Source organism: Bacteroidales bacterium (assembly GCA_012517825.1).
Lineage (GTDB): Bacteria > Bacteroidota > Bacteroidia > Bacteroidales > JAAYUG01 > JAAYUG01.
On sequence record JAAYUG010000109.1, the window covers coordinates 1 to 16,711 of the forward strand.

The following is a 16,711-nucleotide window of genomic DNA, read 5'->3' on the forward strand; positions in this document are numbered from 1 at the left end:
CCACTTCGTTTCAGCGGGATTTGCCCGGATGCCAACGCGCACGGCCTACCCACTGCGCATCATATCGCTTGCTCTCCTGATGCGCAATCCGGGCTGAACCGGCCGCTTCCACTTCGTTTCAGCGGGGTTAACCCGGATGCCGGCACTAAAGGCCACCCCACTGCGCATTAGTTCGCTTCACTCCTGATGCGCAATCCGGGTTGAACCGGCCGCTTCCACTCCGTTCCAGCGGGGTTAACCCGGATGCCATCCTAAAAGGCCACCCCACTGCGCATCAGTTCGCTTCACTCCTGATGCGCAATCCGGGTTGAACCGGCCGCTTCCACTGCGTTTCAGCGGGGTTAACCCGGATGCCGGCAGCAAAGACCACCCCACTGCGCATCAGATCGCTTGCTCTCCTGATGCGCAATCCGGGCTGAACCTTTTTATGTTTCGGTTGTTTTTATTTAAAATCATTCTAAACAATTAAAAACATATTGATATGGCTTTCGAACTTCCAAAATTAGCTTATGATTACAAGGCACTTGAACCGTATATTGATGCCATGACGATGGAAATCCATCACACCAAGCACCATGGTGCCTATACCAGCAATCTGAATGCCGCCCTGGCAGGAACGCCAGGAGAAGGATTAACCATTGAGGAAATTCTGCGGAATGTCTCAAAATACCCTGTTGCTGTGCGCAACAACGGAGGCGGATTTTACAATCATAACCTTTTCTGGCGCTGGCTTTCGCCCAACGGTGGCGGCCAGCCATCCGGTGAGCTGGCAGATGCCATTAAACGGTACTTTGGTTCCTTTGAACAGTTCAGGGATGAGTTTTCCAAAGCCGCTGCCGGCCGTTTCGGCTCAGGATGGGCCTGGCTGGTAAAAGATGCCTCCGGAAAGCTCATTATCGGCTCAACCCCCAACCAGGATAATCCTCTGATGGATGTTTCCGAACTGAAGGGATACCCGATTCTGGGCCTCGACGTGTGGGAACATGCCTACTACCTGAAATACCAGAACCGCCGGCCGGAGTATATTTCCGCTTTCTGGAATATCGTGAACTGGGAAGAAGTTGCCCGGCTTTATAAAGGATAATTCCACATTTCCAATCAAAAACTGGGCAATGTGCCCTGGTGAGTTGCCATCGGCTGATTTTAATTGCATGTCGGTTTTAAAGGCAATCCCACTCAGGATTGGTTCTATTACACTCCTGATAGGCAAACCGGTTTAAAAAATTCAATCAGCTTGCTAGAAGGAAACTTCTGATAGGCTGATTTTTCATTGTCGCAGATACTATTGAAGAAGCTTTGATTAATCAGTCTTTCTTTTTCATTCCTTTTTCCTTCCCTGAGAAGTAGCTCTTTCCTTTGAAAATCCTCTCGGTGAGTCCGTTTTTGCCGCTGAACCAGCTTTCAGGGTTCTGGCTTGACGACAGCACAAAACGGTGAACCGAATCAGAGGGGAAGGCTTTGATTTCAACGGGATTGCCTCCGTTCTGTTCCACCAGAAGAGCAAAAGCGGGGAACTGGGCTCTTTGGGCCGAATCGGCAAATTCATATCCAATCACGTGTTCCATGTTTCCCAGGTATTCTTCTGTTTTGGCCGAATCGGCCGGTATCTGGTCAATGTACCATCCCTTGTCTTTTTTCTCCAGAACAAAGGAACTGTCGCCGGGATAGGTAAAACGGAGGCGCATCCAGGAGGCACTTTGTCCCGACAGCAGGTTCTTGTTGCGGAAGGAGCCGGGGTCAGGCGCCATGCTGAAACGGAGAAATCCATTGACAGCGTATACATTCTTTTCATCAGACCGGCGCACATAGGTGACAGCGGTTCCCTGCCGGTCATAAGGGCTCAGGGGCGGGCGGTAGGAAAAACGGCCGACCACAATTCCGGCCAGTATTTTCCTCTTCCCTTTAATGGTGACATGAATCCCTGCCGAATCGTCTACTCCCAGCTCTTTCCAGAGAGCATCCGATGTGGCAGCCACCTGCTCGGCTTTCATGAGGGAAATTTCTTCCATCAGATTTCGCACTGCGTTGGGGTCGGCTTTCCACTCCGCATGGCCCGCTGAAACCTTCCAGAGGTTATCGGTTCGGAAAATCCTGACTTCTTTTTTTCCTTCCTGCAGAAGAATTTCGGTAACTTTTGCCGTGTCAAGAGGAGCTATTTCAGTGCGGAAGGTTTTTTCGCCTTTTCTGTTCTGCATCCACTGCGTTATTGCAAACAAAAGGAGCAATAAGGCAAAGACAACAAGAAGCTGAACGGGTTTGAGTTTTCTAAACATAGTCTTCCTCCATCCGTTTGATTCGAAGTGAACGATTTCTTTCCATGCGGAAAATTCCATAGCCTATGGCCAGGAATACCGGGAAAAGGAAATTGAAAAATTTGAGGAAAGTGCGTTTTCCTTCGCTGATTTCCTTCAGCGGCCTGGATGTAATAGTTTTGGTGCGCAGGTCGATCAGCCCGCTCTGGTCGTTCAGGTAGTCGATGGCATTGACCAGCAGGTTGACGTTATCGGGATTCAGTTGCACAGCATTTTCCCCTTCTCCGTTTACGCAGAATTTTCCGCTCGAAACAACCATGATCTGCCCTTTTCTTTCAGGCGAAGCGTTATTTTTCAATAAACCGGCCACTACCAGATTTTTCTCAGGAAAGTCCGATTCTTTCCATTGGTAGTTGATATCGAAGTAAACGGGAACCTCCCGTCTTCCCGATTTTTCTGATGTCATGGCAAGGGGGATCCATGTGTGCGCGCTGTCTCCACTGTAAACAATGCTCGAGGCAAAAGGAAGGGCCACTTCTTCCAGCCCTTTTACTATGGGATGATCGGCGAAAGTGGTAATGTTCGGAAAATACGGAAAAGCCACACTGATGGTAAAGGGAAGGCCCTGCTGTCTTACCCCTATATGATTGCAGTTAATGTCGGTTACGAAATCTTCCCTTACATCAATACCCTTGTCTTTTAACCATTTTTCCAGTCCGGTATTATGCGAAGATCCCATGGGAAATCCGGAACTGAGGTTTCCGTTCACCCGGTCAAAGGCAATGATGAGGTTTCCTCCCTTACCGAGAAATTGGTCGAATTGCCGGGTAATATAGGGGGGGAGACTGTCCTGGGGATCGACAAAAACAGCGGTCAGGTATGATTCAAGTGCGCTGGTGCTGTCGGAAAGGTACACCGGAACGGTAGTATTCAGAACCGACGCTGCCTGATTCACCTGGGGCATGGCGGTGATGGTGGCCGCTTTGCAGTTCTGAACAAAAGCTACGGAAGGTTTGTCAGTAACCGTCAGCTTTTTGATGGAGGTGGAAAGGTAATATTCAATAGGTGCTCCGGGTTGCAGAAGCGGGATGACATCGTTTTTTTCACTATACTGTACCACAGCTCCCAGGTAGGCTTTTTTCTGGACAATTTTGTCTTTTTCGCGGCTGTCAATGATCAGGGGTTGCACGCCGGATCGGACAGCTTCCTGTTCTGATTCCGGACTCTGGTTGGGGTCAATAAAGGTGAACTGAACCATGCCGTGTGAAATCCGGGAATATTCCGTAAGCAGGTCTTTGAAATCCCTGCGGGTGGTTGCTATATTCGGTGGCAGATCGCGCGTGAAGTAAGCCTTCACCGTAACGGGCCTGTTCAGATTCTTCAGGATGTCCTTTGTGGCTTTGCTGAGTGTATATCGCTTGTCGGCAGTAAAGTCCAGCCGCAGGAAGAACGTATCAGAAAGCAGGTTCAGTAAAACAACTATTCCGGCAACGAGAATAACAACAGAATAAAGGGATGTCTTCTTCTTCATACGTTATCGGTTATATTACGTCGTACAAGAACAAGTTCAGTAGCAAACAACCCGGCAAAAATCAGGGAAAGAAAGTAGACGAGATCCTTTGTATCCAGCACCCCTCTGGAAATGGATTCAAAATGGGACTGCAGGCTCAGGTATCCGGAGATTTTGCCGGGAAGTCCGGATAGTCCGTTTGCCAGAAGGCCGAAAAGAAGGTGGAAAAATATACCGATGAAGAGGGATGAGAGCAGGGCAACGATCTGGTTATTGGTTACCGAACTGGTAAAGAGGCCGATGCTGATGTAGCAGGCGCTCATCAGCAGAAGACCCAGGTATCCGTTCCAAACGGCTCCATGGTCAACCGGACCAAGGCTCCATACGGTAAAGTAGTAAGGAAGGGTGAGGGCAAGGGCAATGGCTATGAGGATCAGAGCGGCAAGGAATTTCCCCGTAACAATCTGCCAGTCGGTAACCGGCCGGGTAAGCAGGAGTTCTATTGTGCCGCTTCGTTTTTCTTCGGCAAACATGCGCATGGTAATGGCGGGAATGAAGAAAAATAACGTCCAGTAGGCGATTCCGAAGAATCCCTGCAGGGATGCCTGCCCAACCAGAAAAACATCGGCACCAAACAGCCAGGTGAAAAATCCGCTGAAACCAAGAAACAAAACCAGCAGAATATACGCTGTGAGCGAATCAAAGAAAGTATGCAGTTCACGCTGTGCAATAATCCATGTAGCTTTCATCGTACCAGTTTTTAGCGAAACGTGTATCAGTTCATGGTAAGTTCCCGGAAAATGTCTTCCAGTTTTGTTTCAACGGGAGTGAGTTCGGTCAGGAACCAGCCTTTGGAAACGCAGAGAGAAAAAACCTGTCGGCGGTTCGATATTCCTTCTCTGCTTTCGATTTCAAAACTGCCGGCTGTCCCTTCCAGAGGATGAACAAGAATCACTCCTTCAAGGCCTTTCAGGGCAGTGAAGATCTCATTGCGCGGAGCTCCTTCGATGGTCACTTTGAGTAATTCATGCCCCTGTGCCTGTTTTCTCAGGTCGGCAGGGGTTCCGTTGGCCACAATTTTCCCTTTACTGATTATGAGGATGCGGTCGCAGGTTGCTTCTACCTCGGCCAGAATATGGGACGAAAGAATCACGGTCTTTTGCCTGCCAATCCGTTTGATAAGTTCGCGGATTTCGACAATCTGGTTCGGGTCAAGGCCCGATGTGGGTTCGTCGAGAATCAGCACGGCCGGATCATGGATGAGCGCCTGGGCAAGGCCGACGCGCTGTTTGTATCCCTTGGAAAGCTCTCCGATTTTTTTGTGCTTTTCCCCGCTCAGACCGCATATTGATACCATTTCCCGTATGCGGTCAGGAATCCTTTCCTTCTCCAGTCCCTGTAAACTGGCAACATACCAGAGATAATCAATTACCCCCATTTCCTGGTACAAGGGATTTGTTTCGGGCAGGTAACCAATGAGGCGCTTTACTTCCACCGGGTTTTCGGTTACCGAAATCCCTCCCACCCGGATGTCTCCTGTATCGGGAGCAAAAAAGCCCGTAATGGCTTTCATCGTCGTGGTCTTCCCTGCTCCGTTGGGTCCAAGAAAACCAACAATTTCTCCGGTCCTGACCGTAAAGCTGATATCATCCACAGCCTTTTGACTGCCGTATTTTTTGGTGACATTTTGTACCACAACATCCATAGTCTCGGAATTACTTTTGATTTCTTATACTTCCGGATCGTAAATCCGGAGGGCAGGATGGCTGCAAAATTACACAGGGGCGTATATTTTGGAAACTGTAAAATGTTAATATTTCTTAAAACACAGGAGGCAAACTTTGTGGCTTTTCGCTTTTCACCATTCGGGGCGTAGTTTCAAAACTGCCGGCCACCAAACAAATTCTCTGGCGGGGGATGAAGGGAAAACGAAATGCCCTAATATCTCCTGCGCACCGATATTGCAAAGCCCACAGCGTAAACCATGTGCCTGGTATGTGACGGAACAGGCCATCTTCTGTTACTGTTTTTACGAATAATTATGTAACTTTGGATATGGTATAGTTTACTCTTCACCAATAAACCAAAGCATATGGCGTTCGAATTACCTCCCTTACCTTATGCGGTACAGGCACTTGAACCGTTCATTTCGGCCCGTACACTGGAATTTCATCACGGGAAACACCATCAGACCTATGTAAACAACCTGAATGGCCTTATCCCGGGCACAGCCTTCGAAACAACTTCCCTGGAAGAGATTATTAAAAAGGCCGATGGCCCGATTTACAACAACGGAGCACAGGTATGGAATCATACCTTTTATTTCGACTCCCTTTCCCCCTCGCCGCTTTCGGAACCTAAGGAACCGCTGGCCGGGGCAATAGAACGTGATTTTGGTTCCTTTGAGGCCTTCAGGGAAGAATTTACCAAATCGGCCCTCACACTTTTCGGAAGCGGTTGGGCCTGGCTGGTAAAGGACGGAAATGGAAAGCTCTTGATTGTCCAGGAATCCAATGCCGGAAATCCCTTGCGAAAAGGACTGGTTCCCCTTATGACGTGCGATGTATGGGAACATGCCTATTACCTCGATTACCAGAACCGCCGGCAGGAATATATCAGCGCATTCTGGAAAGTCCTTGACTGGGGAAAAGTATCAGCAAGATACTGATATAAAGATAAATACAGAAATTAAGGAAATCCCTGACACCTGATTCAGGATAAAAAGTTATTTTTGTCGCAAAATAGAATCTATGGTTCCACGCATTGCTTTTTACGATACAAAGCCTTACGACAAGGAAGTTTTCAACAAGGCAAATGAATCCTTTGGGTATGAGATCAAGTACCTGAAATATCACCTTTCGGAAGAGACAGTGAACCTTGCCGAGGGGTACAATGTTGTTTGCGCCTTTGTGAACGACGAAATTACGGCTCCGGTTATTGACCGCCTGCATGCTCTGGGGATAGGGCTCATTGCCCTGCGCAGTGCAGGGTATAACAATGTTGATTTTCAGGCCGCATTTGGCAAGGTTCATGTGGTAAGGGTACCTGCCTACTCCCCGCATGCCGTTGCCGAACATACCGTGGCCCTGATGCTGACACTGAACCGTAAAATTCACAGGGCCTATTACAGGACAAGGGAAGCCAATTTTTCCCTGCAAGGTCTGATGGGTTTTGATTTTTACCAAAAAACGGCAGGGGTAATCGGAACCGGTAAAATTGGCAAGGTGCTTATTGACATATTGCTGGGTTTTGGCATGAAGGTTATGGCCTACGATGTTTTTCCCGACAAGGCCTTCGCCGAATCGCGCAAAATTGAATATGCAGATCTGGATACTCTGTACCGCGAATCCCATGTTATTTCCCTTAATTGCCCGCTGACGAAGGAAACCGAATACATGATCAACAAGGATTCCATTGAAAAAATGCGCGACGGGGTAATGATCATCAATACCGGGCGTGGAAAACTCATCCGCACAGCCGACCTTATTGAAGGCCTGAAATCAGGGAAGGTGGGATCAGCCGGACTCGATGTTTACGAGGAAGAAGGGGATTACTTTTTTGAAGACAAAAGCGAGACCGTGCTTACCGATGACATCCTGGCAAGACTGCTTGCTTTCAACAATGTCATCATTACTTCGCACCAGGCTTTCTTTACCAGGGAAGCTTTGCATAACATTGCCGATACCACCCTTCGCAACATTCAGGAATATGCCGGGGGCGGTTATCTTGCCAATGAAATCTGCTACCAGTGTGTACTCAAAGGTAAAAGCAATTGTCTGAAAGACGGGAAAAAACGTTGCTTCTGATCAGCCAAAAAGATAAGGATTGCTGCCCCCGTCAATGCTGAACGTCTGCCCTGTAATAAATTCCGAAAGGGGAGAGAGGAGAAATAAAGCCAGCGAGGCCAGATGATCAGGGTTGCCCAGTTTTTTCACCGGTACCGATTCCTGCAATTTCTGCCTGGCTTCCTCCACGGAAATTTGCTTTTCGGCTGCTGTATTTTCCAGAATACGATTCAGAGCAGGGGTGTCGTGGTAACCGGGGGCCAATATGTTGATGGTGATACCCATAGCAGCTGTTTCGCTGGCAAGGGTTTTAAGATATCCCGTGACGGCAAGGCGCAGTGAAGTGCTTAATACCAGGGAAGGAAGAGGGTGTTTTACCGAAATGCTTTCAATACTCACAATTTTTCCATATTGTTGTTGAACGAACAAGGGAATCAGTTCATTGAGCCATTCCATCTTCCAGCGGAAAAGAAGGGAATAAGCATTGTCAGCGTCAGCAGGTTTGCAGTCTGCAGCCTTTTTAACAGGAGGACCGCCTGCATTCAGTACAATTCCACCCAGCATTTTTTCATCAATAAAAGGAAGTACCTTTTTCAGGAACCGGGGTTGGGTTATGTCGCCTGCCAGCGTTGTGATCAGTCTTGGATACATTTGCTGAAGGGGAGCCAGCTTTTCGGCGGTTCTTGAGATGGCAATCACTTCGGCATTTTCCCTGGCCAAAGCCCGGGCAATGGCATTTCCAAATCCGCTGCCGGCACCGGTTACAATAAAAACTTTCCCTGTAAGCTGCAGATCCATAAATTTTTTGCAGAAAAACACCGCACCGAATGAAAATGTTCACAGGGCAAAAGGCTTGAGAAACACCGGAGATTGTCCCATTCAGAAAAATGCAGTGGATTCCGGTGTTTAACGGTCTTTTTCGGTGCGGAAAGCCGGTCCGGGTATTCCTCTTCTGCAGGTACGAAGTTGCAGCAAAAACCAGAAAGCCATTATCAGCAACAGAAGCATGAGAATAATCCGCCACCAGGGTGCGGGTCTGGATCGTTGCCGGATAGCCATAATTCAGAGAGTTTCTGCAAAAGTATGATCTTTTGAACAGTTTGCTGAAAAAATTGTTGTATATTAAACCAAAAACAAAAAAATTTAACATCTTTTCCTATGAAAAAGCCAAATTGGATTCAGACCGTCCTGTTTTCAGGGACAATGATGGCACTTGTCCTTCTTACATCCGGTGCCAAAGATCCCAAAAACGACATGAATAATGCACAGGCTGTGCAGTTTGAACAACCGCCCCTGGGGTATGCTTACAATGCGCTGGAGCCATATATTGATGCAATGACAATGGAAGTTCACTATTCAAAGCATCATGCTGCCTATACGAAAAATTTCAATGCGGCCCTGGCTGAAGCAAACATAAAGGAGAAAAATATCGAAGCGATTTTTGCCCGGATTTCTCAGTATCCGGCAGCTGTAAGAAACAATGGCGGAGGATATTACAACCATAATCTTTTCTGGCAAATCATTGCTCCCGGTGGATCCAAATCCCCGCAGGGAGAACTTTTGGAGGCCATCAACAAGAAATTCGGATCGGTGGATGCTTTTAAAGAAGAATTTTCAAAGAAGGCCATGAGCGTATTTGGCTCCGGATGGGCCTGGCTTATTGTGTCAGACGGAGAGCTTAAAATTACTTCTACTCCCAACCAGGACAATCCTCTGATGGATGTGGTTGCCGAGCGTGGCAGACCTGTGATTCTGATCGATGTATGGGAGCATGCCTATTACCTGAAATATCAGAACCGCCGGAAAGAATATGTTGATGCTTTCTGGAATGTAATTAACTGGGATCAGGCCTTAAAGAATTACCTCGGTAAGTAAAGAAACCCTCTCAGAGGTTCAGAATCAGTTCCTCAAGACTTCTCTTTGGCACGTGATGGACATTGTGTTCATCACGCCAGTATTTATAATCCCCGTTAGCAGGCATGGGTTCTATCACCACTTTTTCAGTCGGTTTTCCGAGGGCGATTACCTGAAGGATCTCATACTGTTCAGGAATACCAAGGTTTTTGCGCAATAGTTCCTTATTGACAGATCCGATAATGCAACCGCCGTATCCTTTTTCAGCGGCTCCCAGCAGAATGCTCTGTGCGGCAATTCCGTGGTCACAAAAGTACTGGTCTGAAATGGATGTATCACCCAGCATAATGATATAGGCAGACGGGCGTTCTCCTTCAGCAGGGCCTTTCCAGTTTTTAAGGTAGGCTGCCCAGGCGAGGCAGGGAAATATAAGCTTATTGTGCTCAGGTGTCCATGAAAGAATGTATTTAAGAGGTTGTGCATTCTTTGCTGAAGCGGAGTGCCTGGCCAGGTCAACCAGGGAAACCAGTTCTTCCCTGCTGATGGCATGCGATTCATCAAACCGCCGGTAACTGCGGTTTTTTATAATCAGATCCCTGAGATTCATGGTGGTTTTTTGGCAAAATTAATGATTTCCTTCGCTCATAAGCTATCAGGGGATCAAGGACAATGAAATCATATTCCAGAGTCCCAGAGTTTCAAAGTTCCAGCATAGAGCGTAGAGCATAGAGCGTAAAGCATTGGGCTTAGAGTTTAGGGCAGAGCATGGTATTCCAGAGTTTCAGAGTTTCAAGGATTTCCGATTTCCGATTTCCCATTTCCTATTAACGTGTTCTGGTTTTTATAGCGTGATCAAGGACAGGAAATTGGAAATGGGAAATGGGAAATTTTCAGTGATTTTCGATTTCCCACTAATGAAGTTCCAGAGTTTCAAAGTTCCAGCGTAGAGCGTAGAGCGTAAAGCGTAAAGAGGGGTATTGGGTTTATAGTGCAGAGCATTGTTTATTTAGCGTAGAGCGTGAAGCGAATGGCAAAAGATCTTTCCATTTCCCCGTTAGGGGATGAAGGATAATAGATGTAGTGATGTAAACCATATCTTTTTCCCCGTAGGGGATTAAGGAACGGGTTCCAAGGTTCCAGGGTTCCAGAGTTTCAAAGTTCCAGCATAGAGCGTGTAGCGTAAAGCGTATGGCCCTGACTGAATAGCGAACGGCACGCTTCAGCCCCTGTAAAACAACGCCTTAATAATATGCCACACCATGTTCGGATTTTCCTTCAACCTGCGGGTTGAATACCCAAACCAGTGCTTCCCGAAAGGAACATACACCCGCATGGTATGTCCTTCTTTTACAATGGAACTGCGAAGGTCGGGTGTAACCCCGTACAGCATCTGAAATTCATAACGGTTGCGGGGAACATTGTATTTCGAAATCAACTCATATGCCTTTTGCACCAGGTACTTGTCATGTGTTGCAATCCCAACATATATGCCATTCCTCAGCATAAAATCCATGTCTTCCACAAAGTGGTCACGTACCTCCTGATAGCCTTTATATGCTATGCTTGCCGGTTCAACGTAAATTCCTTTGCACAGTCTGAAGTTCAGGGGATACTGCTCACTATGGAGATCAAGCAGGTTGTGAAGATCATCCAGGGTACGTTTCAGATACGCCTGAACCACAATGCCTACATGGCCGGGAAATTCGGCTTTCAGCTTGCGAAACAGCTCAAACTCCCTGTCAACACAGCTTGAATCTTCCATGTCGATGCGGACGAAATTGTTCTTTTCGGCCGCTTTTTTCACCACGTCGCGAAGGTTCTGATAACAAACTTCCTTGTCGAGCAACAGGCCAAACATGGAGGGCTTTACTGAGAAATTGCCGTCAATGCCTTCTGAGGTAATGCGCTCAATGATGTCGATATAGGCCTTGCGGTTTGCTTCGGCTTCATCAAGCCGTGTTATATACTCCCCAAGGAGGTCGATGGTGACCTTGATTCCATTGTTATTTAAGTCCTTTGCCGCTCTGATGGCATCTTCAATTTTTTCTCCGGCAATGTACCTGCATGAGAAAATCCAGACCAGTTTCTTGGGCATGTATGGCAAAAGCCAGGCGATGAATTTTTTTATCATAATATTGAATTTGTACCTGAATTAATCCGGACAAAGGTATATAGGTCATCTTTTAAATTTGTATGACGTTTATCAGTATTAGGAGTGATTTACAGCATAGGGATATTATAAAATTACATTTTTCAGTTCCTCCGGCAGGACTGTAAATGATCAGCCGGTTGAGCTGATGCGTCAACCGGCTGATATGGGATGAACGAAATGCTGTTAGCGGACAATGATTCTGGTTGCCTGAACAAAGTCTGCGTTGAAAAATTTCAGGATATAAACCCCGGGAGAAACAGCATTCAGGTTTATCAGTTCATGGTAAGCCCTGTCGCCTGAAAGGTGACTGTTCATTATTGTTCTGCCCTGGACGTCCAGTATCTCCAGTTCCAGAGTGGTAATTTTCCTGAACTCAGCTTTGAAATACAGATGATCTGATGCCGGATTGGGATAGACAGCAAAGTGCACGGGCTGGTCTTCGGGGTTGGTGATTCCGGTAGTCAGATGCAGGAAAACGGAGTCGGTATCGGGGCAACCATATTCATTGGTAACCCGCACCCAGTACCAGCCCTGGGAGATGGCAGGATAGGTCTGGTCAGTTGAACCGTCCTGCCAGTAGTAGGATGCAAATCCACTGCCTGCATCCAGCACTACAGGACCCACGGTCTGGTGGATCGTATCGTTTATTCCGCCCAGGTTGACCACCGGACTTGGATTGACGGTGAATTGTTGCATAAGGGTATCATTTTCCGGTCTGAGGTCACCCTGCATACTGGTGAAGATGGCAATTGAGGCGGAACCGGATGGTTTGACCGGCCATTTTTTGATGGTGAAGTTTACGGTGCCGGAAGGAGCCAGTGTACTCTGCAGAGTGAGGGTGTCTTTCACCACAGGGTGTCCGTCCAGTATATAGTAAACCGGAATTTTTTTGTTGGCCGGGTAGGGCGGTGTTCCGAAATTCTTTATGGTTACAGTAATACCGTTAAACTGGGCCGAACACAATGCCGTATCACCAATCCACCTGGTAATTCCCACATCATCAATCACCAGCTGAATTACAACGGTATCGCGTGAGAAGCATCCGGAAACAGTATCGGTTACTTTTACGTAGTAAAATCCTGATTGGGTGACGGTATAAGTCTGATTGGTGCTTCCGTCGCGCCACAGGTAGGACCGGTTGGGGCCGGCTCCTGCATCCAGTAAATAGGACAATGCTTTCACGGTGGTGTCCTTTCCCAGATTGACCGGCGGATTTCCCCAGACGTGCACAGTGAATATTGCCGTATCATTGGCCGGATTGATATCTCCCGGTATGAGGGTGCTCGCCTCTATATTCCACGCACCGATTGTATTGAACGATTCGGACGGGGTGAAGGTATGATCGACATACTGCGAAGGATACATGGGAGAGGACAGGGTTACCGTGTCATTTGTCCAAAGGCCTCCGTCAATTCGGTATGCTACGGCGATCTTTTCACCCGCTGAGATGGTATCTGTACCACTGTTTTGCACACGGATCCGGATTTGTTTTGAACCCTGGGGCAGACAGCTGTTGGCCGGCTGAATAAGAGCCGTGGGCGAAACATCATGAATAACAAGATGGATAAAGGCGGTATCATAAGCCGGGCAATCGTGAACATCGGTCACCCTCACCCAGTGATACCCCATAAAACGGGCAATGTATGTCTGGGTAGTATCTCCGTTGTTCCACAGATAGGTTTTATATCCGGGTCCGGCATCAAGCTGGTAGGTAAGGCCGTAAATAACCGTATCGGGTCCTATGTTCACGGTGGGATATCCAAATACAGTGACATTCCGCTGCAGTGTATCGTTGGCCGGCAGGCTGTCGTATTTAAAGGAGAGGAACGTTTTCAGAGAGTAGGTTCGTTCCTGGCTCATATCGAGATCATTGCCGGCAAACGTGTACGTGGTGAAACTGCCGGGATACAACCGGGACGTTAGAATTTTTTTCCCTGTATTTATCGGCCCTCCTTCAAATGTAAATCCAACATGGATGGTGTCGCCGGGCGAAAGAGTGTCGTTTCCCGCATTGAATATTCTTATGGTAACATGTTCCTGCGTTCCGAGTTCACAGGAATTTAACGGATGAAGAATGGAATCAAGCGCCAGATTGATGGTCAGTTTTTCAACAACCGTTGTGTCATAGTTAGTACATCCGTTTCCTCTGGTGTCGGTTACGCGTACAATGTATTTGCCTTTGCCCGGAATCGGAAGGGTGCTGGCGGTTGACCCATTGTAATACCAGTAATAATCGTAGTTGGGATCGAAATGGGGATGCAACATGATGGTGTCAGGACGCGAGGAACGCATGGTGTCCAGCAAACCGATCTGAGGCAACGGATAGATGTCGATGATTTTGGTGGCTGTGTCGTTGGGTACCGGCTGGTAAAAATATAAATCCGTTTCGTTGTTGGTCCATGCTTTTACGGTATAATGACCGGGAGCGCTGAGGTTGACCGGCCGTGTGAAGGTCAGCAAAACAGAATCCCCGGAAGAAATATTGCTAGTCAGGGTTATTGTGTCCGACACAACAGGATTATTATTCACTTTTGCTTTCAGATAGATTTTTTCGCCTGACTTTACTTTTCCTTTTCCATAGTTTTTAACATAGACTTTCAGGTAATTGGAATTGTCATTCAGACAGGCTGTGCTGAGATCTTTGAAGGAGGAAACCCCGATGTCGATAGGCGCTTCATAAATACGGAACAGATCAATTCCGACCCCTTCGTAGGTGGTTAAAAGGTCACTTTCGAAGTGGAAACGGAATTTTACCAGGGGCTGGTTGGCACAGGCAGCGGGGAGGAACTGCCGTGCGGTAACCCAGCCGTTGCTGGCCGAATCCCACCCCGGTGAGTTGAGGGCTGAAACCATCGGGCTGTTGTACCAATACCATGGATAAGTATAGGGATCTTTGGGTACAATATGCCAGGAACTTCCGTTATCGGTTGAATATTCCAGCCGCAGGCCGTCACGGTCCTTTTCTGTTTCGTGCCAGAGTTTGAATTCAACAATGGGTTTCTCCAGGCCGGTGAAGTTAAAACAGGGGCTTTCAAGATACGATGAATCGTCGTCGAGGTAATAACTGGTGAGGAATGTTTTCCATGCTTTGAGGCCGGAGGCTGTGGTCTTAAGGGTAAATCCGCTGGGCATACCCTGCTGCCAGGTTGAGTTTTTGCCATAAGGCCTCCAGAAGCTGATACTCTGTTCAAAATCATCGGTATATGGTGGGGTACTGTATGGCAGTGAATAGATAACTGTATCAGTCTGATCATTGGAATTGTCTTCATCTCCGGGGTAAGAGGTGCGGGCATACACTGAAGTGAATACCTGCGGTACTGACAGGTCAGCTTTCTGAGCAAAGGTATAAATGACGCTGTCGTCAGGTGCAATGTTCTGGTTTATGTTTTCGGTTACCCATGATTGTCCTCCGTTAAACGAATAACTGACAGGAATGGGGGCATTGGCTGTCTGTGCACCGTAATTTTTAACGACAACCGTCACGGGTTCGGCACTGGAAAGACCACATCCCGTTGAAGGAGAAATCCAGCGTGAAACACCAACATCTTTGGCAACAAAATCGCCAATAACCAGGAAGTCATCAATATTCCATCCGCTGTAACTGCGGCTGTCGGACGTTGGGCCAAGGGTGAAACGCACTTTCAGATTGTTTTTGCGGGCCATAGCCAGAGGAAGCGGATAGTTTCTGAAATTCCAGAGGTTTTCCGAAACCGTTCCCCCGTCCATTTCATTTCCATAGAATTTAACCCAGTTCACTCCGTCGGTACCTGCCTGTATCTGGGCATCGTCCTGGTAATAAATATTAAACCACCTGTAAAAGCTGATATTGACGTCTTTAAAATATTTCAGATCCAGGGGTGGCGAAACAGCCTTGTTCATAGCTTCATAACTAACGTTCAGCTCATAGTTGCCTGGATAGGTTCCTATACCATTCAGGTCATTTCCCAGTACTTTTGTGCCACTGTAGGCAAAGGAAGGATCGGGGGACCCTCCGGTAAAGTTCGGGTCAACAACCACACCCCCCTTGCCCTGCGGGACATCTCTTTCAAAATCGCCTGTTAGCTGCCATCCTTTATTGGTTTCGAAATCATCAATAAATATTTTCTGATAAATAGGTCTGGCCCCTGCCGGGTCGGCAACAGAGTCAGGATACGTTTGTCCGTTGACGGTGATGGCATTGGCATCAATCTGCAGGTCGATGTAGTTTCCTTCCTGTGCAGTTTCTTTCAGATCAAAGGTTACCCACACCGTATTCATTCCGAACTGCAGATTTTTATTCAGGCCGGTAAACGAAGCCACTCCTCCGCTCAGGCTTTGGGCGGAACCAAGAGGCGCCGATGCATTGAAGAAGGTGTCGGTTGTAAAATAGAGTTTAACTCCGTTCAACGCAATATCATTATCATCGGTATTTTTAGACCTGATGCTCAGATTTTGCAATGTGCAGGTACCATCATTCCCGATGACATTCAATACAATTTTTACCACCGGGTTATTCTGGGTACCGCTGGCAACAAATTGTGTGGTTGCCTGGGAGATATTAACTGTGGATATCCGGAGCGGAGAAATCTCTGTTTCGAGGATGGTGACATTATCGATACAGGTTCCGTTTCCGTATTTTGAGATTCCTTCAAAACCGATAAAAACACTGTCGGTGAGTGTTGCCGGAGGCAGGGGGATTTGCCGGAACGTCCAGTTTTCCACTGCAACAAGGTACTCGGCAAGCTGATGCCAAGCACCATTTTTGCCAATCCGGTAATAAACTTTCAACTGGTCACTGTAATTTTGTCCGCCCCAGCTCCAGGTTGCCTGGGCATGCCAGAACCGAAGCTCGGGTTTGGTTCGTCCGGTGAGGTTTACCGGAGTAGTAACCAGCATGGTTGCTTCATTATTGTAACTCTGCCATCCGAAAACCGCATTTTTCTGTCCTGCCGCGGCAGTATCCGGATAGGGGTGATCCTGCCATCGTCCGCCCTGCATGTATTCCCATGGAATCAGCTGGACTCCGCTCCGCTTGATTTCCGTCCAGCCATCGGGTTTGGCCCCGCTTTCAAACGTCTCGAACAGTAAGGTAGCCTGGCCAAAGAGCGATACGCCCAAAATCCAGAGGCTAATTCCTGGCAGGAGTATTTTTTTATTCATTGCAGCAGGATTTTAGATT

General features: G+C 47.6%; 13 protein-coding genes. 4 read left to right on the forward strand and 9 right to left on the reverse strand.

Features of this window, described 5'->3' with window-relative positions; translation table 11 throughout:
* Window positions 1–481: 481 nt before the first annotated feature.
* Window positions 482–1,084, forward strand: coding sequence for a superoxide dismutase (locus GX419_07265; GenBank protein NLI24485.1), 603 nt, complete (start codon window positions 482–484; stop codon window positions 1,082–1,084).
* 220 nt (window positions 1,085–1,304) lie between these two features.
* Here GX419_07265 and GX419_07270 read toward each other — a convergent pair whose 3' ends face one another.
* The 4 genes from GX419_07270 to GX419_07285 are packed head-to-tail and all read right to left on the reverse strand — an operon-like array spanning window position 1,305 to window position 5,467.
* Complete coding sequence (locus tag GX419_07270; protein ID NLI24486.1) at window positions 1,305–2,273, reverse strand: DUF4340 domain-containing protein; 969 nt, start codon at window positions 2,271–2,273, stop codon at window positions 1,305–1,307.
* Entirely contained in the window at window positions 2,266–3,783 is a 1,518-nt protein-coding gene (locus GX419_07275; GenBank protein ID NLI24487.1) for a GldG family protein, read from the reverse strand. The genes GX419_07270 and GX419_07275 overlap by 8 nt, the downstream gene beginning before the upstream one ends.
* Entirely contained in the window at window positions 3,780–4,511 is a 732-nt protein-coding gene (locus tag GX419_07280) for an ABC transporter permease subunit (protein NLI24488.1), read from the reverse strand. The genes GX419_07275 and GX419_07280 overlap by 4 nt, the downstream gene beginning before the upstream one ends.
* 26 nt (window positions 4,512–4,537) lie before the next feature.
* Window positions 4,538–5,467 carry an ATP-binding cassette domain-containing protein gene (locus GX419_07285; GenBank protein NLI24489.1) on the reverse strand — a complete coding sequence of 310 codons (930 nt, stop codon included), beginning with the start codon at window positions 5,465–5,467 and terminating at the stop codon, window positions 4,538–4,540.
* Window positions 5,468–5,854: 387 nt separating this feature from the next.
* Here GX419_07285 and GX419_07290 point away from each other — a divergent pair, with 387 nt between their 5' ends.
* A complete protein-coding gene (locus tag GX419_07290; GenBank protein NLI24490.1) occupies window positions 5,855–6,430 on the forward strand; it encodes a superoxide dismutase in 576 nt (191 codons plus the stop codon).
* A gap of 82 nt (window positions 6,431–6,512) precedes the next feature.
* Window positions 6,513–7,568 carry a 2-hydroxyacid dehydrogenase gene (locus tag GX419_07295; protein ID NLI24491.1) on the forward strand — a complete coding sequence of 352 codons (1,056 nt, stop codon included), beginning with the start codon at window positions 6,513–6,515 and terminating at the stop codon, window positions 7,566–7,568.
* On the opposite strand, the gene GX419_07300 is transcribed toward GX419_07295, so the two are convergent.
* On the reverse strand, window positions 7,569–8,345 hold the full coding sequence (locus GX419_07300) for an SDR family oxidoreductase (GenBank protein NLI24492.1): 777 nt from the start codon (window positions 8,343–8,345) through the stop codon (window positions 7,569–7,571). It lies immediately after the preceding gene.
* A 108-nt stretch (window positions 8,346–8,453) separates the two neighbouring features.
* On the reverse strand, window positions 8,454–8,606 hold the full coding sequence (locus GX419_07305) for a hypothetical protein (protein NLI24493.1): 153 nt from the start codon (window positions 8,604–8,606) through the stop codon (window positions 8,454–8,456).
* A 99-nt stretch (window positions 8,607–8,705) separates the two neighbouring features.
* Between GX419_07305 and GX419_07310 the strand changes: the two genes are divergently transcribed.
* Window positions 8,706–9,422, forward strand: coding sequence for a superoxide dismutase (locus GX419_07310; protein ID NLI24494.1), 717 nt, complete (start codon window positions 8,706–8,708; stop codon window positions 9,420–9,422).
* Window positions 9,423–9,432: 10 nt separating this feature from the next.
* Here the strand turns inward: GX419_07310 and GX419_07315 are convergent, their stop codons facing one another.
* The 3 genes from GX419_07315 to GX419_07325 form a co-directional block, all read right to left on the reverse strand.
* A complete protein-coding gene (locus tag GX419_07315) occupies window positions 9,433–10,008 on the reverse strand; it encodes a nitroreductase family protein (GenBank protein NLI24495.1) in 576 nt (191 codons plus the stop codon).
* A 612-nt stretch (window positions 10,009–10,620) separates the two neighbouring features.
* On the reverse strand, window positions 10,621–11,532 hold the full coding sequence (locus tag GX419_07320) for a proline dehydrogenase (protein NLI24496.1): 912 nt from the start codon (window positions 11,530–11,532) through the stop codon (window positions 10,621–10,623).
* A 204-nt stretch (window positions 11,533–11,736) separates the two neighbouring features.
* Window positions 11,737–16,692: a T9SS type A sorting domain-containing protein gene (locus GX419_07325; GenBank protein ID NLI24497.1), complete on the reverse strand. Its 4,956-nt coding sequence runs from the start codon at window positions 16,690–16,692 to the stop codon at window positions 11,737–11,739.
* Between the last annotated feature and the right edge of the window lie 19 nt (window positions 16,693–16,711).

Coding starts and splice junctions, on each gene's coding strand:
- GX419_07305 (NLI24493.1), bottom strand. CDS start 8,606: ATGGCTATCCGGCAACGATCCAGACCCGCACCCTGGTGGCGGATTATT.
- GX419_07275 (NLI24487.1), bottom strand. CDS start 3,783: ATGAAGAAGAAGACATCCCTTTATTCTGTTGTTATTCTCGTTGCCGGA.
- GX419_07265 (NLI24485.1), top strand. CDS start 482: ATGGCTTTCGAACTTCCAAAATTAGCTTATGATTACAAGGCACTTGAA.
- GX419_07325 (NLI24497.1), bottom strand. CDS start 16,692: ATGAATAAAAAAATACTCCTGCCAGGAATTAGCCTCTGGATTTTGGGC.
- GX419_07315 (NLI24495.1), bottom strand. CDS start 10,008: ATGAATCTCAGGGATCTGATTATAAAAAACCGCAGTTACCGGCGGTTT.
- GX419_07320 (NLI24496.1), bottom strand. CDS start 11,532: ATGATAAAAAAATTCATCGCCTGGCTTTTGCCATACATGCCCAAGAAA.
- GX419_07280 (NLI24488.1), bottom strand. CDS start 4,511: ATGAAAGCTACATGGATTATTGCACAGCGTGAACTGCATACTTTCTTT.
- GX419_07295 (NLI24491.1), top strand. CDS start 6,513: ATGGTTCCACGCATTGCTTTTTACGATACAAAGCCTTACGACAAGGAA.
- GX419_07310 (NLI24494.1), top strand. CDS start 8,706: ATGAAAAAGCCAAATTGGATTCAGACCGTCCTGTTTTCAGGGACAATG.
- GX419_07300 (NLI24492.1), bottom strand. CDS start 8,345: ATGGATCTGCAGCTTACAGGGAAAGTTTTTATTGTAACCGGTGCCGGC.
- GX419_07270 (NLI24486.1), bottom strand. CDS start 2,273: ATGTTTAGAAAACTCAAACCCGTTCAGCTTCTTGTTGTCTTTGCCTTA.
- GX419_07285 (NLI24489.1), bottom strand. CDS start 5,467: ATGGATGTTGTGGTACAAAATGTCACCAAAAAATACGGCAGTCAAAAG.
- GX419_07290 (NLI24490.1), top strand. CDS start 5,855: ATGGCGTTCGAATTACCTCCCTTACCTTATGCGGTACAGGCACTTGAA.